The 17,516-nt window shown below is 72.4% G+C and carries 15 protein-coding genes; 4 read left to right on the top strand and 11 right to left on the bottom strand.

Annotated features, from left to right (window positions below; all coding sequences use genetic code 11):
* The first annotated feature begins 33 nt into the window (after positions 1-33).
* Entirely contained in the window at positions 34-1,425 is a 1,392-nt protein-coding gene (locus tag ACFV9H_RS21525) for a cytochrome P450 (RefSeq protein ID WP_385400526.1), read from the top strand.
* 23 nt (positions 1,426-1,448) lie between these two features.
* Positions 1,449-1,997, top strand: a complete 549-nt coding sequence (locus tag ACFV9H_RS21520; protein ID WP_385400523.1) for a hypothetical protein — start codon at positions 1,449-1,451, stop codon at positions 1,995-1,997.
* Positions 1,998-2,003: 6 nt separating this feature from the next.
* On the opposite strand, the gene ACFV9H_RS21515 is transcribed toward ACFV9H_RS21520, so the two are convergent.
* Positions 2,004-3,551 carry an MFS transporter gene (locus ACFV9H_RS21515; RefSeq protein WP_385400521.1) on the bottom strand — a complete coding sequence of 516 codons (1,548 nt, stop codon included), beginning with the start codon at positions 3,549-3,551 and terminating at the stop codon, positions 2,004-2,006.
* 95 nt (positions 3,552-3,646) lie between these two features.
* Between ACFV9H_RS21515 and ACFV9H_RS21510 the strand changes: the two genes are divergently transcribed.
* A complete protein-coding gene (locus ACFV9H_RS21510; RefSeq protein WP_385400518.1) occupies positions 3,647-5,719 on the top strand; it encodes an alpha/beta fold hydrolase in 2,073 nt (690 codons plus the stop codon).
* 82 nt (positions 5,720-5,801) lie between these two features.
* On the opposite strand, the gene ACFV9H_RS21505 is transcribed toward ACFV9H_RS21510, so the two are convergent.
* The 6 genes from ACFV9H_RS21505 to ACFV9H_RS21480 all read right to left on the bottom strand — a co-directional run bounded on the left by ACFV9H_RS21505 (position 5,802) and on the right by ACFV9H_RS21480 (position 12,131).
* Complete coding sequence (locus ACFV9H_RS21505; RefSeq protein WP_385400516.1) at positions 5,802-6,155, bottom strand: hypothetical protein; 354 nt, start codon at positions 6,153-6,155, stop codon at positions 5,802-5,804.
* A 100-nt stretch (positions 6,156-6,255) separates the two neighbouring features.
* A complete protein-coding gene (locus tag ACFV9H_RS21500) occupies positions 6,256-7,227 on the bottom strand; it encodes an ABC transporter ATP-binding protein (RefSeq protein WP_385400513.1) in 972 nt (323 codons plus the stop codon).
* Positions 7,224-8,228, bottom strand: coding sequence for an ABC transporter ATP-binding protein (locus tag ACFV9H_RS21495; protein WP_385400510.1), 1,005 nt, complete (start codon positions 8,226-8,228; stop codon positions 7,224-7,226). Before ACFV9H_RS21495 ends, ACFV9H_RS21500 begins: the two co-directional genes overlap by 4 nt.
* Positions 8,228-9,214, bottom strand: a complete 987-nt coding sequence (locus tag ACFV9H_RS21490; protein ID WP_385400507.1) for an ABC transporter permease — start codon at positions 9,212-9,214, stop codon at positions 8,228-8,230. The genes ACFV9H_RS21495 and ACFV9H_RS21490 overlap by 1 nt, the downstream gene beginning before the upstream one ends.
* Positions 9,211-10,368 carry an ABC transporter permease gene (locus ACFV9H_RS21485; protein WP_385400504.1) on the bottom strand — a complete coding sequence of 386 codons (1,158 nt, stop codon included), beginning with the start codon at positions 10,366-10,368 and terminating at the stop codon, positions 9,211-9,213. Before ACFV9H_RS21485 ends, ACFV9H_RS21490 begins: the two co-directional genes overlap by 4 nt.
* 20 nt (positions 10,369-10,388) lie before the next feature.
* Positions 10,389-12,131, bottom strand: a complete 1,743-nt coding sequence (locus tag ACFV9H_RS21480) for an ABC transporter substrate-binding protein (protein WP_385400501.1) — start codon at positions 12,129-12,131, stop codon at positions 10,389-10,391.
* 154 nt (positions 12,132-12,285) lie between these two features.
* On the opposite strand from ACFV9H_RS21480, the gene ACFV9H_RS21475 reads away from it, so the two are divergent.
* The gene (locus ACFV9H_RS21475; RefSeq protein ID WP_385400499.1) at positions 12,286-13,776 is read left to right on the top strand and encodes a hypothetical protein; all 1,491 of its coding nucleotides are present in this window, start codon (positions 12,286-12,288) and stop codon (positions 13,774-13,776) included.
* Here the strand turns inward: ACFV9H_RS21475 and ACFV9H_RS21470 are convergent.
* From ACFV9H_RS21470 to ACFV9H_RS21455, 4 genes are read right to left on the bottom strand one after another with little or no spacing between them, the layout of a single operon-like run.
* Positions 13,773-14,483, bottom strand: coding sequence for a GntR family transcriptional regulator (locus tag ACFV9H_RS21470; RefSeq protein WP_385400497.1), 711 nt, complete (start codon positions 14,481-14,483; stop codon positions 13,773-13,775). The two genes, ACFV9H_RS21475 and ACFV9H_RS21470, sit on opposite strands and share 4 nt — an antisense overlap.
* 55 nt (positions 14,484-14,538) lie before the next feature.
* A complete protein-coding gene (locus ACFV9H_RS21465) occupies positions 14,539-15,459 on the bottom strand; it encodes an ornithine cyclodeaminase family protein (protein WP_385400565.1) in 921 nt (306 codons plus the stop codon).
* Positions 15,460-15,485: 26 nt separating this feature from the next.
* Positions 15,486-16,505, bottom strand: a complete 1,020-nt coding sequence (locus ACFV9H_RS21460) for a proline racemase family protein (protein ID WP_385400495.1) — start codon at positions 16,503-16,505, stop codon at positions 15,486-15,488.
* Positions 16,502-17,506, bottom strand: a complete 1,005-nt coding sequence (locus ACFV9H_RS21455; protein WP_385400493.1) for a proline racemase family protein — start codon at positions 17,504-17,506, stop codon at positions 16,502-16,504. The genes ACFV9H_RS21460 and ACFV9H_RS21455 overlap by 4 nt, the downstream gene beginning before the upstream one ends.
* Positions 17,507-17,516: the final 10 nt, after the last annotated feature.

Raw genomic sequence — 17,516 nt, 5'->3', positions numbered from 1 at the left:
ATCGGGCCGACGGTACGGGACGAGGGGGCGGCCATGGCTGTGGATACGACGAACGCGGAAGTCGGCAGGGAGATCCCCGTGCTCGCGGGGGTGCCCGTGGTCGGGTCGCTCTTCGAACTGAAGGCGGACGCGCTGGGCACCTATCTGCGGGCCCAGCGGCAACACGGCGATGTCGTACGGGTGTCCGTCGGCCCGCCCGGGCTGCGCGCCGAGTTGTACTGCGTGTTCTCGGCGGAGGGGGCGCAGCAGGTGCTCGCCGCGCAGTCGGCCAACTTCCGCAAGGACAACCCCTTTTACCAGGAGATCCGGGAATCCTTCGGCAACGGTCTGCTGACCAGCCAGGACGAGGACTACCTGCGCCAGCGCCGGCTGGTGCAGCCGCTGTTCACCAAGCGGCGGGTGGACGGTTACGCCGGGGCCGTGGCCGCCGAGACCGCCTCGGTCATAGCCGCGTGGCGGGAGGCGGCCGACGGGGTCGTCGACGTCTCCGACCAGATGATGCACCTCGCCCTGCGCGCGGTCGCCCGCATCCTGTTCGGCACCGACGTCGAGGCCACGGTCGACGTCGTGGACCGGTGTTTTCCGGTCATCACCGAATACGTACTCGGCCGCGGCTACTCCCCCGTCAACATCCCGCGCGCCTGGCCCACCCCGAACAACCGGCGGGCGGCCGCGGCGCTGGACGAGTTGTACGGAGTGTGCGACCAGATCATCAGCGGGCGGCGGAGCGGCGCGGGCTCCGAGGAGGGCGAGGGGCAGGACCTGCTGAGCCTGCTCGCCGCCGCCAAGAGTTCGGACGACGGGGAGTTCGACGCCTCCGAGCTGCGCGACCAGGTGCTGATCTTCCTGCTCGCCGGACACGAGACGACCGCCACCTCCCTCTCCTTCGCCCTCCACCTCCTGGCCCGCCACCCCGAGCAGCAGCGACGGGCCCGCGAGGAGATCAACCGGGTCCTCGGAGACCGCACGCCCGAGGCGGCCGACCTGGACCGGCTCCCGTACCTCACCCAGGTGCTCAAGGAGGCCATGCGGCTCTACCCGGCCGCCCCGATCATCGGCCGCAACGCCGTCGCCGCCACCGAGATCGGCGGGTACACCATCCCGGCCGGCGGGAACGTGATACTGGCGCCGTGGGTGACGCACCGCCACCCGGACTACTGGCCGGACCCGGAGCGTTTCGACCCCGAGCGCTTCACCCCGGAAGCGGAGGCGGCGCGCCCGCGCTACGCCTGGTTCCCCTTCGGGGGCGGTCCGCGCGCCTGCATCGGGCAGCACTTCTCGATGCTGGAGTCGGTGATCGCGCTGGCCATGATCCTGCGGGCGTACGAGTTCGAGGCCGTGGACACCGACATCCCGGTCAGCGCCGGGATCACCCTGGTGACGCAGGGGCCGACGCGCTGCCGGGTCAAGAGCTTGGAAGGCTGAGGGCGCCCGGCCATCATGGCCGGATGGACGAGGAGATTCCGGGGCGTTTGTGCCCATATGTACGGCGGCCCGCGCGTGCGCTGCTGCCCGGGTCGCCGGCCCGGGCGCCGCTGCCGCGCCGGATCGGCGACTTCTTCCTCATCCGCTTCCTGAAGGCGCTGCCCGACGACCTCGCCGACGCGGTGGCCGCGCTCCTCGATCCGTTCCAACGAGCCTCCCGGCTGATCGGTCGGCTCCTGCACGGCCCGGCCCTGCGCGGCGGCTGGGGCAGCGAGGCCGGCCGCCTCGCCCTGGCCCTGCACGGCTTCCACTGGACGCGCTGGCACTCCGAGAGCCGGGGCCCGCGCGGCACCTTCACCGCGACCCCGGGCAAGATCACCGCCCGGCCGCCCTGGGGCCGCGGGGACCCGGCCCGGGAGAGCCATACCGCCGGCTGCGCCCTGCGTCCCGTACCCCCGCTCCGCCGCCGGCGGACCCGGGTGGACCTGGTCTTCGCGGACGGGTCCTGGCTGTCGCTGCGCATGAACACCCGCGCCGACGCCGCCCGACTCCGGGCGCTCGTCGGACCGTAGGCGTCCTCAGACCTTCGTCTGCGTGTGATTGCCCTGGAGCCGCTCCAGGTCCGAGGGGCGGACCTGGATGACGAGCAGTGCGATCAGCGCGCCGACCAGGGTGAACAGGGCCGCCACCACGAAGGCCGCGCTGATGCCCGAGGTGAGCACCTGGTCGCTCCACGGCTTCGGGTACTGCCCCGTGCGCTTGAAGTAGGCCAGCTGTTCGGGGTTGGCGCCGCGCAGGAAGCCCGGCGCCTGGTCCTTGGCCTCGTTGCGGCTGGCCGTGCCGAAGACGGTCACCAGGATCGACAGGCCGAGCGAACCGCCCACCTGCTGCATCGAGTTGAGCAGCCCGGAGGCCGCGCCCGACTCCCGGTCGGGGACGTTGGACAGGGCCATCAGGGTCAGCGAGACGAACTGCAGGCCCATGCCGAGGCCGAAGATCAGGAGCGGGCCGAGGATGCTGCCCAGGTACGTGGAGTGGATGTCGGTCTGCGTCAGCCAGCCGAGGCCGGCCGCCGAGCACAGCGCGCCGGCGACCATGAAGGGCTTGGGCCCGTACTTGGGGAGCAGTTGCGAGGTGATGGCCGCGCCCACCGCGACCACCGCGCTCACCGGGAGGAAGGCGAGGCCGGCGCGCAGTGGGCTGAAGCCCAGCACGATCTGCACGAAGAGCGTGAGGAAGAAGAACATGCCGAAGATCGCGCAGGCGAGCATGAGCATGATCCCGTAGGTCCCGGCGCGGTTGCGGTCGGCGAACATGTGCAGCGGGGTGATCGGCTGCGGCGAGCGCTTCTCGTTGAGGACGAACAGGGTCAGCAGAACCACGGCCGCGCCGAAGGAGACGAGCGTCCAGGCGTCCCGCCAGCCGTCCTGGGAGGCGCGGATGAAGCCGTACACGAGCGCGACCATGCCGGTGGTGCACAGCAGCGCTCCGGCGAAGTCGAAGTGTCCGGGGTGGCGTTCGGACTCGCGGAGCACCTTCCTGGCCAGTACGGCGATCAGCAGGGCGATCGGGACGTTGACGAAGAGCACCCAGCGCCAGTTGAGCCATTCGACGAGGACGCCGCCCGCGAGCAGGCCGATCGCGCCGCCGCCGGCCGAGACGCCGGCGAACACGCCGAAGGCGCGGTTGCGCGCGGGCCCTTCGCGGAAGGTGGTGGTGATCAGCGCCAGGGAGGTCGGGGAGGCGATGGCTCCGCCGACGCCCTGGAGGGCCCGGGCGGCCATCAACTGGCCCGCGTTCTGCGCGAGTCCGCCGAGGAGGGAGGCCAGCCCGAAGAGCAGGACGCCGAAGATGAAGACGCGCTTGCGGCCGAGGATGTCGCCCGCCCGGCCGCCGAGGAGCAACAGGCCGCCGAAGGCGAGGGTGTAGGCGTTGACGACCCAGGAGAGGCTCTCGGTCGAGAAGTCGAGCGCGGTCTGGATGTGCGGCAGCGCGATGTTCACGATGGTGATGTCGAGGACCACCATGAGCTGGCAGGAGGCGATGACGAACAGCGCGAGACCGTTCCCGCTTCCTCGGACCTTGCCGTCGGTCCCGTTGGTGTTCGGCGATGCGTTCGCGTCCACCCTTTCGACGCTAAGCCCGCTCCCACGGGGTCACCACTCGAACGGCCTAGTCACAGGCCTGGGCCTGGTGATATTTCACATGTCACACTACGGATATGGATGACTTCCTCAGGCTCTCCGCCGACACGGCCCGGTTCACCTACGGAGCCCCGCGCGCCCTCTCCTTCGGGGACGACGGCCGGCTCCTCTGGTTCCTCCGGTCCGGCGGTCCCACCGACGCCGTCGACAGCCTCTGGGTGCTCGACACCACCACCGGCGCCGAAACCCGGCTTGCCGACCCCCGCGAGCTGTGCCCCGAGCCTGGCCCCCTGCCCACCGCCGAGCGCCGGCTGCGCGAGCGGATCCGGCTCGTCGCCGCCGGCATCGGCTCGTACGCGCTCTCCGGCGACGGCCTGCGCGCCGTCTTCGCGTTGTACGGGCGGCTGTACGAGGTCGGCGTCGCCGGAGCCGGGACGCCCAAGGAGATCCCGGCCGCCGGCCCGGCCTTCGACCCGAGGGCGAACGCCGACGGCTCCCGCACCGCGTACGTCTGCGACGACGCCCTGTACGTCGCCCCCGGCGGCCGGGTCAGCCCCGACGACGGGGCCCGCTGGGGCGTGGCCGAGTTCGCCGCCGCCGAGGAGCTGGACCGGGCCCGCGGCCACTGGTGGTCCCCGGACGGGACCACCCTGCTGGCCGCCCGCGTCGACGAATCCCGCCTCCAGCGGCGGTACTTCACCGACCCCGCGCACCCTGAGCTCCCGGGCGAGGACATCGCCTACCCCGAGGCGGGCGGGCCCAACGCCGAGGTCCAGCTGTGGGTCCTGGACCGGGCCGGGAACCGGATACGGCTCGACTGGGACGCCGAGACCTACCCGTACGTCTCCGACGCGGGCTGGGAGTCGGTGACGGAAATCCTGCTGACCGTCCAGGACCGGCTCCAGCAGAACGTCCTGCTGCTCTCCGCCGATCCGGCCACCGGCCGCACCCGGGAGCTCTCCCGCACCACGCACCCCCAGTGGGTGGACCCGATGCTGCCCGGCACCCCGGCGCGCCTCCCCGACGGGCGGATGCTGACCTCCGCCGACACTCCCGGCGGTGCCGCGAGGGCCCTCGCCGTCGACGGGAAGCTGCTGACCGGGGACGACATCCAGGTCCGCCGCGTGGCCGGGATCCACGAGGGCTCCCTGCTGATCGAGGCCGCCCTGCGCGACCCCTCCGAACAGCAGGTGCTGCTCCTCGACCCGGTGACCGGGGAGCGCACCCCGCTCGCCGACGGGCCCGGGGTGCACTCCGCCCTGGCCTCGGCCGGGACCCTGCTGCTGACCTCGGCCGACGCGGACGGGATCCGGCGTACCGTACGCACCCCGGACGGGCGGGCCACCACCTCGAAGTTCAGCGCCCCGGCCGACCTGTCCGAGCCGCTCCCCCACCGGGTGGTCCCGATCCTGGAGCGGGTGACCGAGCACGGCGTCCCGACCGCCCTGGTCCTCCCCCGCGACCACGTTCCCGGCCGGCGGCTGCCCGTACTGATGGACAGCTACGGCGGGCCCGGCATGCAGGACGTGAGCGCCGAACCGCGCCGCTGGCAGGCCCGTCAATGGTGGGCCGACCAGGGCTTCGCCGTGGTGACCGTCGACAACCGCGGGACCGCGTACGTCTCCCCGGCCCACACGCACGCCATGTACCGCGGCTTCTCCGACGTCACCCTGGAGGACCAGGTGGCGGCCCTCCGGGCCCTCGGCGCGCGGCACCGGGACCTCGACCTCGGCCGGGTCGGCGTCCGCGGCTGGTCCTACGGCGGCTACCTCTCGGCCATGGCGGTGCTCCGCCGCCCGGACGTCTTCCACGCGGCGGTGGCCGGCGCCGCGCCGACCGACTTCCGGCAGTACGACACCGCGTACACCGAGCGCTACCTGGGCCTCCCGCAGGAGCACCCGGAGGTCTACGAACGGGACTCCCTGCTCCCGGACGCCCCGAAGCTGACCCGGCCGCTGATGCTGGTCACGGGCCTCGCCGACGACAACGTCCACCCCTCCCACACCCTGCGCCTCTCCCGGGCCCTGACGGACGCCGGCCGCCCCCACCAGCTGCTGGCCCTCCCGGGCGTCACCCACATGACCCCGGGCGGCACCCGGGAGAAGCTGATGGCACTGGAACTGGAGTTCTTCCGCCGCGAACTGGCCTAGGGCATGTCCGCTTCGCCCCGTCGGCACACCGCCGGCGGGGCACCGCGCCACCGTGGCCGGCCGAGGGTGCCTGCCCCGGCGGTCAGGGCTGCGGGGCGAAGGCCATGCGGATCAGGGCCGTGAGGATCAGGGCTGCCGCCGGCGCGTACCACCGGCGACGCAGCCTGCCCGTCGTCACGCCGGCCACGGTCCCCGCGACGGCCGGCAGCTCCACCACCAGTCCGAGCCCCGCCATCAGGCGCACGGTGTCCGTCACCGTGTGGTCCCAGGGCCCTTCGGACTCGGTGAGCAGTGCGTTGAGGACGAAGAACCCAGCCACCGTGTGCAGTCCCAGCAGGACGGCCGCCCACGCGGCCGTCGCCACCGGGTGACGTCGGGTGAGCCCCGGCATCCGCTGCTCGGTCATTCGGGGCCGCCTCGCGTCGTCGATGTTCATGCCGAAACCACGATCGTAGGCCTGGGCATCGTCCGTACGCGTGGGAGGACCCGGGCCGATCGTGTCGGCCCGGGCCCTCCCCTTCTTCCCGTGATCCCCGTCAGTCACCCGGGAAGTGACAGGCCACCTCGCGGGAGGCGGCGAGCCGCAGCAGCGGCCGTTCGGTGCGGCAGATGTCCTGCGCCTTGGGGCAGCGCGGGTGGAAGGTGCAACCGGGGGGTGGGGCGGCCGGGCTCGGCGGGTCGCCGAGCAGCACGATCCGCTCCCGTCGCCGTTCCGCCGCCGGGTCGGGCAGCGGTACGGCGGACAACAGCGCCCGGGTGTAAGGGTGCTGAGGGTTCTCGTAGAGGGACTTCTTGTCCCCGATCTCGACGATCCGGCCGAGGTACATGACGGCGACCCGGTCGCTGACCCGTTTGACGACGGACAGGTCGTGCGCGATGAACACGTAGGCGAGGCCCAGTTCCGCGCGCAGCCGCTCCATCAGGTTGACGATCTGGGCCTGGACGGAGACGTCGAGGGCGGAGACCGGTTCGTCGGCGATGACGAGGCGGGGGCTGGTGGCCAACGAGCGGGCGATGCCGATGCGTTGGGCCTGACCACCGGAGAACTCGTGTGGGTAGCGGTCGATGTGTTCGGGGATCAGGCCGACCAGGTCCATCAGCTCCGCGGCGCGGCGACGGGCGTCGCCCGCGCTCCAACCCTGGACCAGGAGCGGGTCGGAGATGATCCGGGCCACGGTCTGGCGGGGGTTGAGGGAGGAGTGGGGGTCCTGGAAGACCATCTGGATGTGCCTGCGCATCGGCCGCATGGCGGCCGCGGAGAGCCGGCTGATGTCCTTGCCCTCGAAGGCGACCGTGCCCGAGGTGGGTTCCAGCAGCCGCACCAGCATCCGGCCCGTGGTGGACTTCCCGCAGCCCGATTCCCCGACCAGACCGAGGGTCTGCCCGGCGGCCAGGTCGAAGGAGACCCCGTCCACGGCGCGCACGGGCGCCCCCCGGCGCCCGGTCACGGACCGCTTTCCGGGGAAGGTCATGGTGAGGTCCCGGACGGACAGGAGCGTTTCGGTCATCGGGCCGCCTCCTCGGCGGTGCGGTCCCCCGTGAGGGCGAAGTGGCAGGCCACCGTCCGCGCGTCCGGCCCGTGCCCGTGGGCTTCGAGGGGCGGGCGTACGTCGGTGCAGCGGGCGGCCGCCTTCGTACAGCGCGGGGCGAAGGCGCAGCCGGCGGCCGGTGCGAGCAGGGAGGGCGGGGAGCCGGGGATGAAGGGCAGGGGGACGTCGTCGGCAGTGTCGAGGCGGGGCAGCGAGTCGAGCAGGCCGCGGGTGTAGGGGTGGGCGGGGTCGGCGAACAGGGCGTCGGCCGAAGCCTGTTCGGCGGCCCGGCCGCCGTACATGACCAGCACCTCGTGGGCGACGCGGGCGACGACACCCAGATCGTGGGTGATCATCACGACGCCGAGGCCTCGCTCCTGCTGGAGCCGGGCGATCAGTTCCAGGATCTGCGCCTGCACGGTGACGTCCAGGGCGGTGGTCGGCTCGTCCGCGATCAGCAGGTCGGGTTCGCAGGCCAGCGCCATGGCGATCATGGCGCGCTGGCGCATGCCGCCGGAGAACTGGTGCGGGTACTCCCCCGCCCGGCGGGCCGGTTCCGGGATGCCGACCTCGCCGAGCATGTCGACGGCTCGCTTGCGGGCGGCGGCCCGGCCTGCCTTGAAGTGGACCCGGAAGTGCTCGGCGATCTGCTCGCCGACCGTGTAGTAGGGGTGCAGGCTGGACAGCGGGTCCTGGAAGATCATGGCCATCTTGCGGCCGCGGATCCGGGACAGTTCGCGCTCGGACAGGCCGGTCAGTTCCCGTCCGTCGAGCGCGACGGAGCCGCTGACCTCGGCGGCTCCCCGGTGCAGGCCCATGACGGCCAGCGAGGTGACCGACTTGCCCGAGCCGGACTCGCCGACGATCCCAAGGGTGCGGCCGGCCTCGACGGTGAATCCGAGCGAGTCGACGGCCCGTACGACTCCGCGCGCAGTGGTGAACGCGACGCTCAGATCGCGGACTTCGAGGAGAGCAGCCATCAGTACCTCACTCTCGGGTCGATGACGGCGTACAGGAGGTCGACGACGAGGTTGGCGACGACGATGAAGAAGGCGGCGAGCAGGGTGACACCGAGGACCACGGGCTGGTCGGAGTTGACGAGCGCCCCGTAGAACAGCCGCCCGATGCCGGGAAGTCCGAAGATCGACTCGGTGATGACGGCTCCCGCGAGCAGTCCGCCGAGGTCCATGCCGAAGATGGTCAGGATCGGGGTCATTCCGGAGCGCAGCCCGTGTTTGACGACGACCGTGCGCTCGGGCATGCCCTTGGCGCGGGCGGTGCGGATGTACGGCTCGGCCATCGCCTCGATCATCGAACCGCGGCTCTGGCGCGCGTACATGGCCGCGTAGAGCAGGGCGAGGGCGATCCAGGGCAGCAGCAGGTTGGTCGCCCAGGCGAGCGGGTTGTCGGTGAAGGCCTGGTAGGTGGGGTAGGGCAGGAGGCCCGCGATGCGGATGACCCCGTAGATGAGCATCACGGAGGTGAAGTAGACGGGCAGGGAGGCGGCGGCGACCGCGCCCACCATCAGGGCCTTGTCGGTGGCGGTGTCCTTGCGCAGGGCGGCGGTGACCCCGGCGCCGAGGCCGAGCACCAGCCACAGCACGGCGGCGCCGACGGCGAGGGACGCGGAGACCGGGAGCCGGTCCATGAGCAGGTCCCAGACGGGCAGGGAGTTCTCGTACGAGTAGCCCAGGCAGGGGAAGTCGCACTGGACGGCGTACTGGCCGGTCCCGAGGGTGCGTCCGGTGAAGATGCCGGTCAGGAAGTCGGTGAACTGGCGCCACAGGGGCTGGTCGAGGCCCAGGTACGCGCGTACGTCGGCCAGTCGCTCGGCACTACAGGTCTTGCCGCAGGCGGCCGCGGCCGGGTCGGAGGGCAGGACGTAGAAGATGAGGAAGGTGACCGCGGCGATGGCGAGCAGCACTCCCGCGAGGGCGAGCAGCCGGCGGGCGAGGTAGAGGATCAACTGCGGCCGCCCCTCGGGTCGAGGATGTCGCGCAGGGCGTCGCCGAGCAGGGTGAAGGCGAGCACGGCGAGGAAGAGGAACACGCTCGGGATGACGAAGTACATGGGGTCGGTCTCGTAGAAGGCGACGGACTCGGCGATCATCTGGCCCCAGGACGGGGTGGGCGGGCGGACGCCCACGCCGAGGTAGCTCAGCGCGGCCTCGGTGCTGATCATGCCGGGGATGAGCAGGGTGGTGTAGGCGATGACGGGGCCCGAGACGCCGGGGAGGATGTCGCGGGTCAGGATCCGCCAGGAGCCGGCGCCGCCGACGCGGGCGGCGTCCACGTACTCGCGGTGTTTGAGGGAGAGGGTCTGGCCGCGGACCACTCGGGCGACGCCGGGCCAGCCGAAGATCCCGATGACGGTGGTCATGAGGACGATGCGGTTGACGTCCTTGGCCACGGACAGCATCGCGATCATGAAGATGAGCGACGGAAAGGACATGGTCAGGTCCATCAGCCGGGACAGCACCATGTCGGTGCGGCCGCCGAAGTAGCCGGCGGCGATGCCCGCGGCGGTACCCGCGACGACCACGATGGCGGTGGCGGCGAAGGCGATGAGGAGGGAGACCTGCGCGCCGTGGACCACGCGGGCGAACAGGTCGCGGCCGGTGACGGGTTCGACGCCAAGCCAGTGCTCGGGGCTGATCCCGCCGAGGGAGCCCAGCGGCTGGCCCCCGAGGTAGGGGTCGATGGCGGTCTTGTCGAACTCCTCGGGGGACCAGCCGCCGAGCGCCCCCAGCCAGGGGGCGGTGACGGCCATCAGGACGAAGAGGAGGACGACGCACAGGCTGACGCGGACGGCGGGGCGGCGGCGCAGCTCCCGCCGGGCGAGCTGCCAGGGGCTGCTGCCGGGCGCTGCCGGCGCTGCCGGCGCTGCCGCGGGCAGGGCTGTGGAGGCATCGAGGGCCGAGGCCGCGCCGGAGGCCAAGGCCGCGCCAGGAGCCGAGGCCGCGCCGGAGGCCGAAGCCGTGCCAGGAGCCGAAGCCGTGCCGGAGGCCGAAGCCGTGGCAGCAGCCGAGGCCGCGCCGGAGGCCGAAGCAGTGCCGGGGGCTGGGTCGCCGTCAGGGTCGGGGGCGGCCCGGTCGTCGGGGGCCGGGGAGGTGGCGGTCATGGGTCGGGGCTCCGGATTCCTCAGCCCTGGCTCTTCGAGGGGTCCTTGAGTCCGACCGTGGCGTAGTCGATGGTGCCGGTCCACACGGGGTGGCCGAAGGCGCCCGCGATGTTGGGGCCGACGAGCAGCGGCTTGCGCTCCAGCAGGACCGGGATCGCCGGGGACTTCTTCATGATCTCGGCGTCGAGGTCGATCCAGGCCTGGTTGGCCTGCTTGGCGTCGGCCATGGCGTTGATCTCGTCGATCCGCTTCATGGTCGCGTCGTCGCGGAACTGGGCGTTGTTGCCCTGGTTGCCCTTCTCCTTGATGGTGCGTCCGTCGAAGACGAACGGGATCCAGGTGGAGCCGGAGGGGTAGTCGGGGCACCAGCCGGAGAGCGTCATGTCGGGGGTGGTGGAGAGGTCGCCGATGACGTCGTAGTACGCGCCCGGGTCGATGGTGTCGACGACGACCTCGATGCCGACGCGGGACAGGCCCTGCTGGATCGCCTCGGCCTTGGCCTTGTCGCCGGTGGAGACGGCGAGGGAGACCTTGAGGGTCTCCTTGCCCGCGGCCTTGAGCAGTTCCTTGGCCTTGGCCGGGTCGCCGGCCGGGGGGATCTTCAGGGTGTCGGCCTGCTTGCCGCCGGAGAGGGCCGGGGGCAGGTAGGCGGTGGCGACCTCGTTGAGGGCCGGGCCGCCGCCCGCGGTGATCACGGCCTCCTTGTCGACCGCGTACTGCATGGCCTCGCGGACCTTGGGGTCGCTGAAGGGGGCGCGGGAGTTGTTCAGGGCGAGCATCTCGGTACAGCCCTGGGACTCGGCGAGCAGGCGTTCCTTGACCTCGGGCTTGGGCAGCACCTTGGGTGCGCTCTCGGGCCGCATGTCGGCGTACTGCACGGTGGAGGCGTCCGCCCCCTCGCCGGCGATGATCCGGTCGTCGATCTGGCCGCCCTTGAGGCCCATGACGACCACGAACTTGTCGGGGTAGGCCTTGCGGACGGTGTCGGTCTTCGGGTCCCAGTGCTCGTTGCGGACCAGGACCAGCTTCTTGTCGCGGTCGTACGACTCGATCTTGTACGGGCCGGAGGAGAACGGGCGGGCGTCGTACTGGGTGCCCTTCTCCTGGGACTGTGGCACGGGCGCGAAGGTCGGCAGGGTGGCGGTCGCGGAGAACTCGGCGACCGGGCGCTTCAGTTCGAAGACGATCGTGCGGTCGTCGGGGGTCTTGACGGAGTCTAGGTGCTGCCCCTGGAGCGGGCCCTTGTAGCCCTCGGTGCCGGCCAGGTACTGGGCGGCGTAGTCGGGGCCGCCGGTGAGGTCGGGGGCGAAGGAGCGCTCGACGTTGTACTTGATGTCCTGGGCCTTGATCGGCGAGCCGTCCTCGTACTTCACGCCCTCTTTGAGGGTGAAGGTCCAGGTCTTGCCCCCGTTGGACGGGGTCCCGAGGTCGGTGGCGAGGTCGGGGACCAGCTCGCTGCCGGCCTTGCCGGGCTCGGCCTTGAAGGTGACGAGCGTGCGGTAGAGCAGCCGGGTGCCGAAGTCCATGGTCGGCATGACCCAGTTGCGGGCGGGGTCCAGGTGGGAGAAGTCCTGGTTGGACAGGACGGTGAGGGTGCCGCCCTTGACCGGGGTGCCGCCGAGGATCTTGCCGTCGTTCGCGGCGGCGGGGTTGGACGCGCCCGCGCCGGCCGAGCCCTTCTTGGTGTCGGAGCAGCCCGAGGCGCCGAGTGCGAGTGCTGCCACCAGGGCGGTGGCGAGGGCGAGTTGGGTGCGCTTGGTCATGGGTCACTCCAGTGAAGGGCCGCGCTCTATGATGTGACCGGTAACATAGTAATGTGAAATTGTACTGACAAGGGGTTGGGCGGCCCGTTATCCAGCCGTGTCCAAATCCCGCCCCGAAACGGGGTGTTGGGGCTCTGGCCTACGCTCACCGCTCATGGACACGGAAACGCGCAAGCTGCCCGACCTTCTCGCCGGCCTGGCGGTCAACCCCTTGCTGCCCGACGACCTGGCTGTCCGTCTTTTGGCACACGGGCAGGCCCACAACCTGACCTGCCGGCCGGGGTTCGCCCCGTCAACCGCGCTCTGCGGGGAGTTCGTCGCGAGTGGGCGGGCCCGAGAGCTGGCCCGCGTCCGGCTCCTGCCCGAGGCCGTTGCCGTACGGCTGGCCCGCGACCCCGACCCGGAGGTCCGGGCCGCGCTCGCGGCCCACGACCGTCCGGACGGTGACCGGCACGGGCTGTTCAGCTCCGACCCCGACGCGCGGGTGCGCCGCGCCCTTGCGGGCAACCCGCTCCTGAAACAGGATCTCCTCGCCCGGCTGGCCGCCGATCGGGATGCCGGGGTACGGGCTGCGGCTGCGGCTGCGTGGACCGACCCGCCCGCGGACACCTTGCGCGCACTGCTCATCGACCCGGCCGTGCAGGTCCGGGCGGCGGCCTGCACCCGCCGCCCGCCCCGCGACCTGTACGGGGCGCTGCTCGCCGATCCGGCCACCCGGCGGCGCGTGGTGCCCTTCCTGGAGCTGGACCGGGAGACCGCCACCGCGCTGGCGGCCGACCAGGACGAGGAGGTGCGGGACCGGCTCGCCCGGCACCCACAGCTCCCGGCGGAGGTGCGGGACCGGCTCGCACGGGACCCGGACGCCGGGGTGCGGGCGGCGGTCTTCGAGCGCGCGGACACCCCGCCGGGGTTGCGGGCGGAGATCCACGAGGGGCTGCTGGCCGGATACCGCCGGGCGGATGCGCCCCTGACCGCGGGCACGGGGGAGGATGAGGAGGACGGGGACTTCCTCTGCTACATCGCGTTCGTGGGGCTTGAGCTGGCCGCGTACCCGTGGGTGACGGCCGACCCGCTCCCGTACGCGGACTGCCCCTACGTCGGAATGCGGCGCGCGGCGGCCCGCAGCGAGGCCCTCCCAGTGGAGGCGCGCAGGCGGATGCACACCGACGAGGACGCGATCGTACGCTTCCTGGCCTTCGCCCGGACTCCGGACCCGGACCTCGACGTGGCCGAGGACATCGAACGGCGGCACCTGCGGGGCAAGTTCAGCGACCGGCCCGCCGACTGCGTACGGTTCCCACCCGAGACGTTGCGGCGGTTCGGCTCCGACCCGGACCCGCACCTGCGCGTCCTGGCCCTGCGGGACCCCGGCCTGCCCCAGGGACTCGCCGAGCGGCTCGCGGCGGACGAGAAAGCGCACGTGCGCCGCGCGGTCGCGGGCTCCGGACATCCCCGCTTGCCGGAGGCAACGCTGCTGCGACTGCTCAGCGACGCGGAAGGCCACGTCGCCGAGGCCGCGGCATCCTCACCGATGCTGCCGGAGGCGGCGATGAGGGCCGTCCTGGACCTCGCGGACGCGGCGGGCGGCCCATCCCTCCCGGACGACTGCGACTGCGACTGCGACCGCGACTGCGACTCCGACTAGATCCCCGAACCGAGGCGGCCCGGGGTTCGACCCACCGGCTCGTCGCGGCCCTGGGCCCAGAGGGAGCGGACGTGGCCGAGGTGGCGGGCCATGCACTCCTCGGCCGCCTCGGCGTTGCCGCTGATCATCAGGTCGAGCAGCTCGATGTGCTCCTCGGCCGAGGAGACCAGCTTGCCGGCCTCGTCCAGACCGGTCAGGCCGTAGAGCCGGGACCGCTTGCGCAGGTCCCCGACGGTCTCGACGAGGCGGTCGTTGCCCGCGAGGCCGAGCAGGGTCAGGTGGAAGCGGCGGTCCGCCTCCAGGTAGCCGATGAGGTTGTGCTCGCGCGCGCTGGTGACGATCTCCTCGGCGATCGGGCGCAGTTCCTCCAGCTGCTCGGCCGTGGCGATCTTCGTGATCCGGCCGATGGTGGGGACCTCGATCATCGTGCGCAGCTCGGTGTACTGGTCCAGGTCGCGCTCGCTGACCTCGGTGATCCGGAAGCCCTTGTTGCGGACGGGCTCCACCAGGCCCTCGCGGGCCAGGTCGAGCATCGCCTCGCGCACGGGCGTGGCCGAGACGCCCAGTTCGGCGGCGAGGCCGGGGGCCGAGTAGACGCTGCCCGGGCGCAGTTCGCCCGCTATCAGGGCTGCTCGGAGCGCATGGCCGACCTGGTCGCGCAGCCGTTCCTGAGCCTTGATGAGACTGTGCTGCTTGAGGTCACCCATTGCTTTTCCTCCGATGGCCCGACACCCTCGATGGGCAGAGGAACAGCGTACAATGTCACGTTGCGCTGCTCGCCCCGGCGGCCTCGAACAAAGCGACCGCCACGGCAAGATCCTCCCAGGCCATGCCCACACTCTTGAAGAGCTGTGGACAACTCCGCGACCCTCCGGCCGGCAGCCGACCGGCCACCAGGTCGGCGAGGGTGCCGGTGATATGACCGGGCCCGATGGCACCCTCCGCCTCCGGGACCAGCAGGTCCCCCGCCTCGCGCAAGGCCGCCGCCCGCGACTCCACGTACACCGCCGCCCGTCGCACGAGGGCGGTGTCCGTCTCCCGGGCCGTCGGCTCGTGCGAGCCGACGGCGACGACGGTGGCGCCCGGGCCGACCAGACGCCCGTCGAAGAGGGGCTCGCGGGCGGTGGTGCAGCAGACGACCAGATCGGCGTCGGCCACGTCCTTCGCGGTGCCGGTACGGGCCGCGGGCCCCAGGGTGCGGGCGTGCGCGGCGAGCCGGTCCGCGCCCTCGGGGTTCCGGGCGACCACCACCACCTCCGCCAACTCCCGCACCGCGAGTGCCGCTTCGAGGTGGCCGTACGCCTGCGGTCCCGAGCCGAAGAGCACCAGCCGCAGCGGCCGCCCGGCCGGGGCCAGGTGGCGCAGCGCCAGGGCGGAGACCGCCGGGGTGCGCAGGGTGGTCAGGGCGGCTCCGTCGAGCAGGGCGAGCGGGCACAGGGTCGGCCCGTCCAGCAGCAGGTAGGACCCGGTGATCCGGGGCAGCCCGCGGCCGGGGTTGCCGGGCGCCACCCCGGCGATCTTCACCCCGGCGTACGAGGCGGACGCGGCGGGCATCAGCAGCAGTTCGCCCCCGCCGGGTACGGGGAGCGCCGTGCGCTGCGGGCAGCCCTCCGGGTCGAGGCCGCCGAGCAGGGCGGCGGCCAGGGCGTCGGCCGCCATGGCCGGGGTCAGCAACCCTTCCATGTCGGCCGCGCTCAACTGCGGGATGCTCACAGGAGGAAACCCGTCCCCAGCGGGTCGTGCGGGTCCACCGTGAAGGTGTGTTCACCGGTCCGGTAGGCGGTGCCGGTGACCTCGGTGACACCGCCGGGCAGCACGCGCCCGGTGAACACCGTGCCCGTGACCGACTCGTGCAGCAGGTCCTCGCCGGGGCCGAGCCGCCCGTCCTCCGCGAGCAGTGCGAGCCGCGTCGAGGTGCCGGAGCCGCAGGGCGAGCGGTCGATCTGCCCGTCGGCGAAGACGGTGACGTTGCGCTGGTGCGGGCCGAAGGGAGTGTCGGGCAGCTCCTCGTGGAGGATCACCCCGTAGACCCCGGACAACAGGGGGCTGTCCGGGTGCCAGGTGGCGGGATGCGTGGCGAGCGCGGCCCGGATCTCCACGCCGGCCCGTACCAGGTCGGGCAGGGCCGCCCGGGTGACCTCCAGGCCGAGGTCCCGGGCGCGGACCGAGGCGTAACAGGCCCCGGCGTGCGCGATGTCCACCTCGGCGAGTCCGAGCGTGGTGGCGACGGGCACCTTGCGGGCGCTCACCCGGGACGGGACGTTGCGGAAGGTGACGCCGGTGGTGCGACCGCCGTCCCGGTGCACGGTGGCGGTGACCCGGCCGGACGGCACGTCGATGCGCACCTGGGCGTCCCCGTCGTCCGGGGCGGCGACCAGGCCGGTGTCCACGGCCCAGGCCCCGAGGGCCATGGTGCCGTGTCCGCAGGCCGTGGAGTAGCCGTCCTTGTGCCAGAACAACACCCCGAAGTGGGCGCCGTCGTCATCGGCCGGGACGACGAACCCGCCGTACATCCCGGCGTGCCCGCGCGGCTCCTGCACGAGCAGCCGCCGTACGTCGTCCAGCGCGCTCCGCCGCGGAGCGGTCCCGGAGCCTCCCGGGCCGATGGCGGTGGCGCACCGCTCGGCGACCGTGTCCCCGGGGACGGGTGGCAGGCCTTGAGCCGCGACGTCGACGATCCGGAAGGGCTCTCCGGCGGTGTGGTAGTCCACCGTGCGGACGGTGTTCAAAGGAGGAAGCCTCCGGGGAAGGGGTCGGTCGGGTCGAGGAAGTACTGGGCGGTGCCGGTGATCCAGGCCCGGCCGGTGACGGTGGGCACGACGGCGGGGAGCCCGCCGACCGTGGTCTCGCCGACGAGCCGGCCGGTGAACTCGGTGCCGATGAAGGACTCGTTGACGAAGTCGGTGTCGAGGTCGAGCAGGCCGCGGGCGTGCAGTTGGGCCATGCGCGCGCTGGTGCCCGTACCGCAGGGCGAGCGGTCGAACCAGCCGGGGTGGATGGCCATGGCGTGCCGGGAGCGGCGGGCGTCGGAGCCGGGGGCGGCGAGGTAGACGTGCTTGACCCCGGCGATGGAGGGGTTCTCGGGGTGGACGGGACGGTCGTCGCTCGCGTTGATCGCGTCCATGATCGCGAGGCCGGCGGCGATCAGGTCGTCCTTGCGGGCCCGGTCGAAGGGGAGGCCGAGGGCGTCGAGTTCCACGAAGGCGTAGAAGTTGCCGCCGTAGGCCAGGTCGTAGGTGACCGTGCCGAAGCCGGGGACCTCGGTCTTCAGGTCGAGGCCGACGCTGAAGGCGGGGACGTTGGTGAAGGTGACGGCGGTGGCCGCCCCGTCCTCGACGCGGACGTCGACGCTCACCAGTCCGGCCGGGGTGTCGAGCCGGACGGTGGTGACCGGCTCGACGGCCGGCACCATGCCCGTCTCGACCAGGACGGTGGCGACCCCGATGGTGCCGTGCCCGCACATGGGGAGCAGGCCCGACACCTCGATGTACAGGACTCCGTAGTCGGCGTCGGGGCGGGTGGGGGGCTGCAGGATGGCGCCGCTCATCGCGGAGTGCCCGCGCGGTTCGTACATGAGCAGGGTCCGGACGTGGTCCATGTGCTCGATGAAGTGGAGCCGCTTCTCGGCCATGGTGGCGCCGGGGATCACCCCGACGCCCCCGGTGATCACCCGGGTCGGCATGCCCTCGGTGTGCGAGTCCACCGCGTGGTAGATGTGGCGCGTACGCATGGGGTCCCCC

The sequence above is a fragment of the Streptomyces sp. NPDC059874 genome, assembly GCF_042731135.1.
In the GTDB taxonomy this organism is placed as follows: Bacteria; Actinomycetota; Actinomycetes; order Streptomycetales; family Streptomycetaceae; genus Streptomyces.
This window is presented reverse-complemented; position numbering and strand designations above follow the sequence as displayed.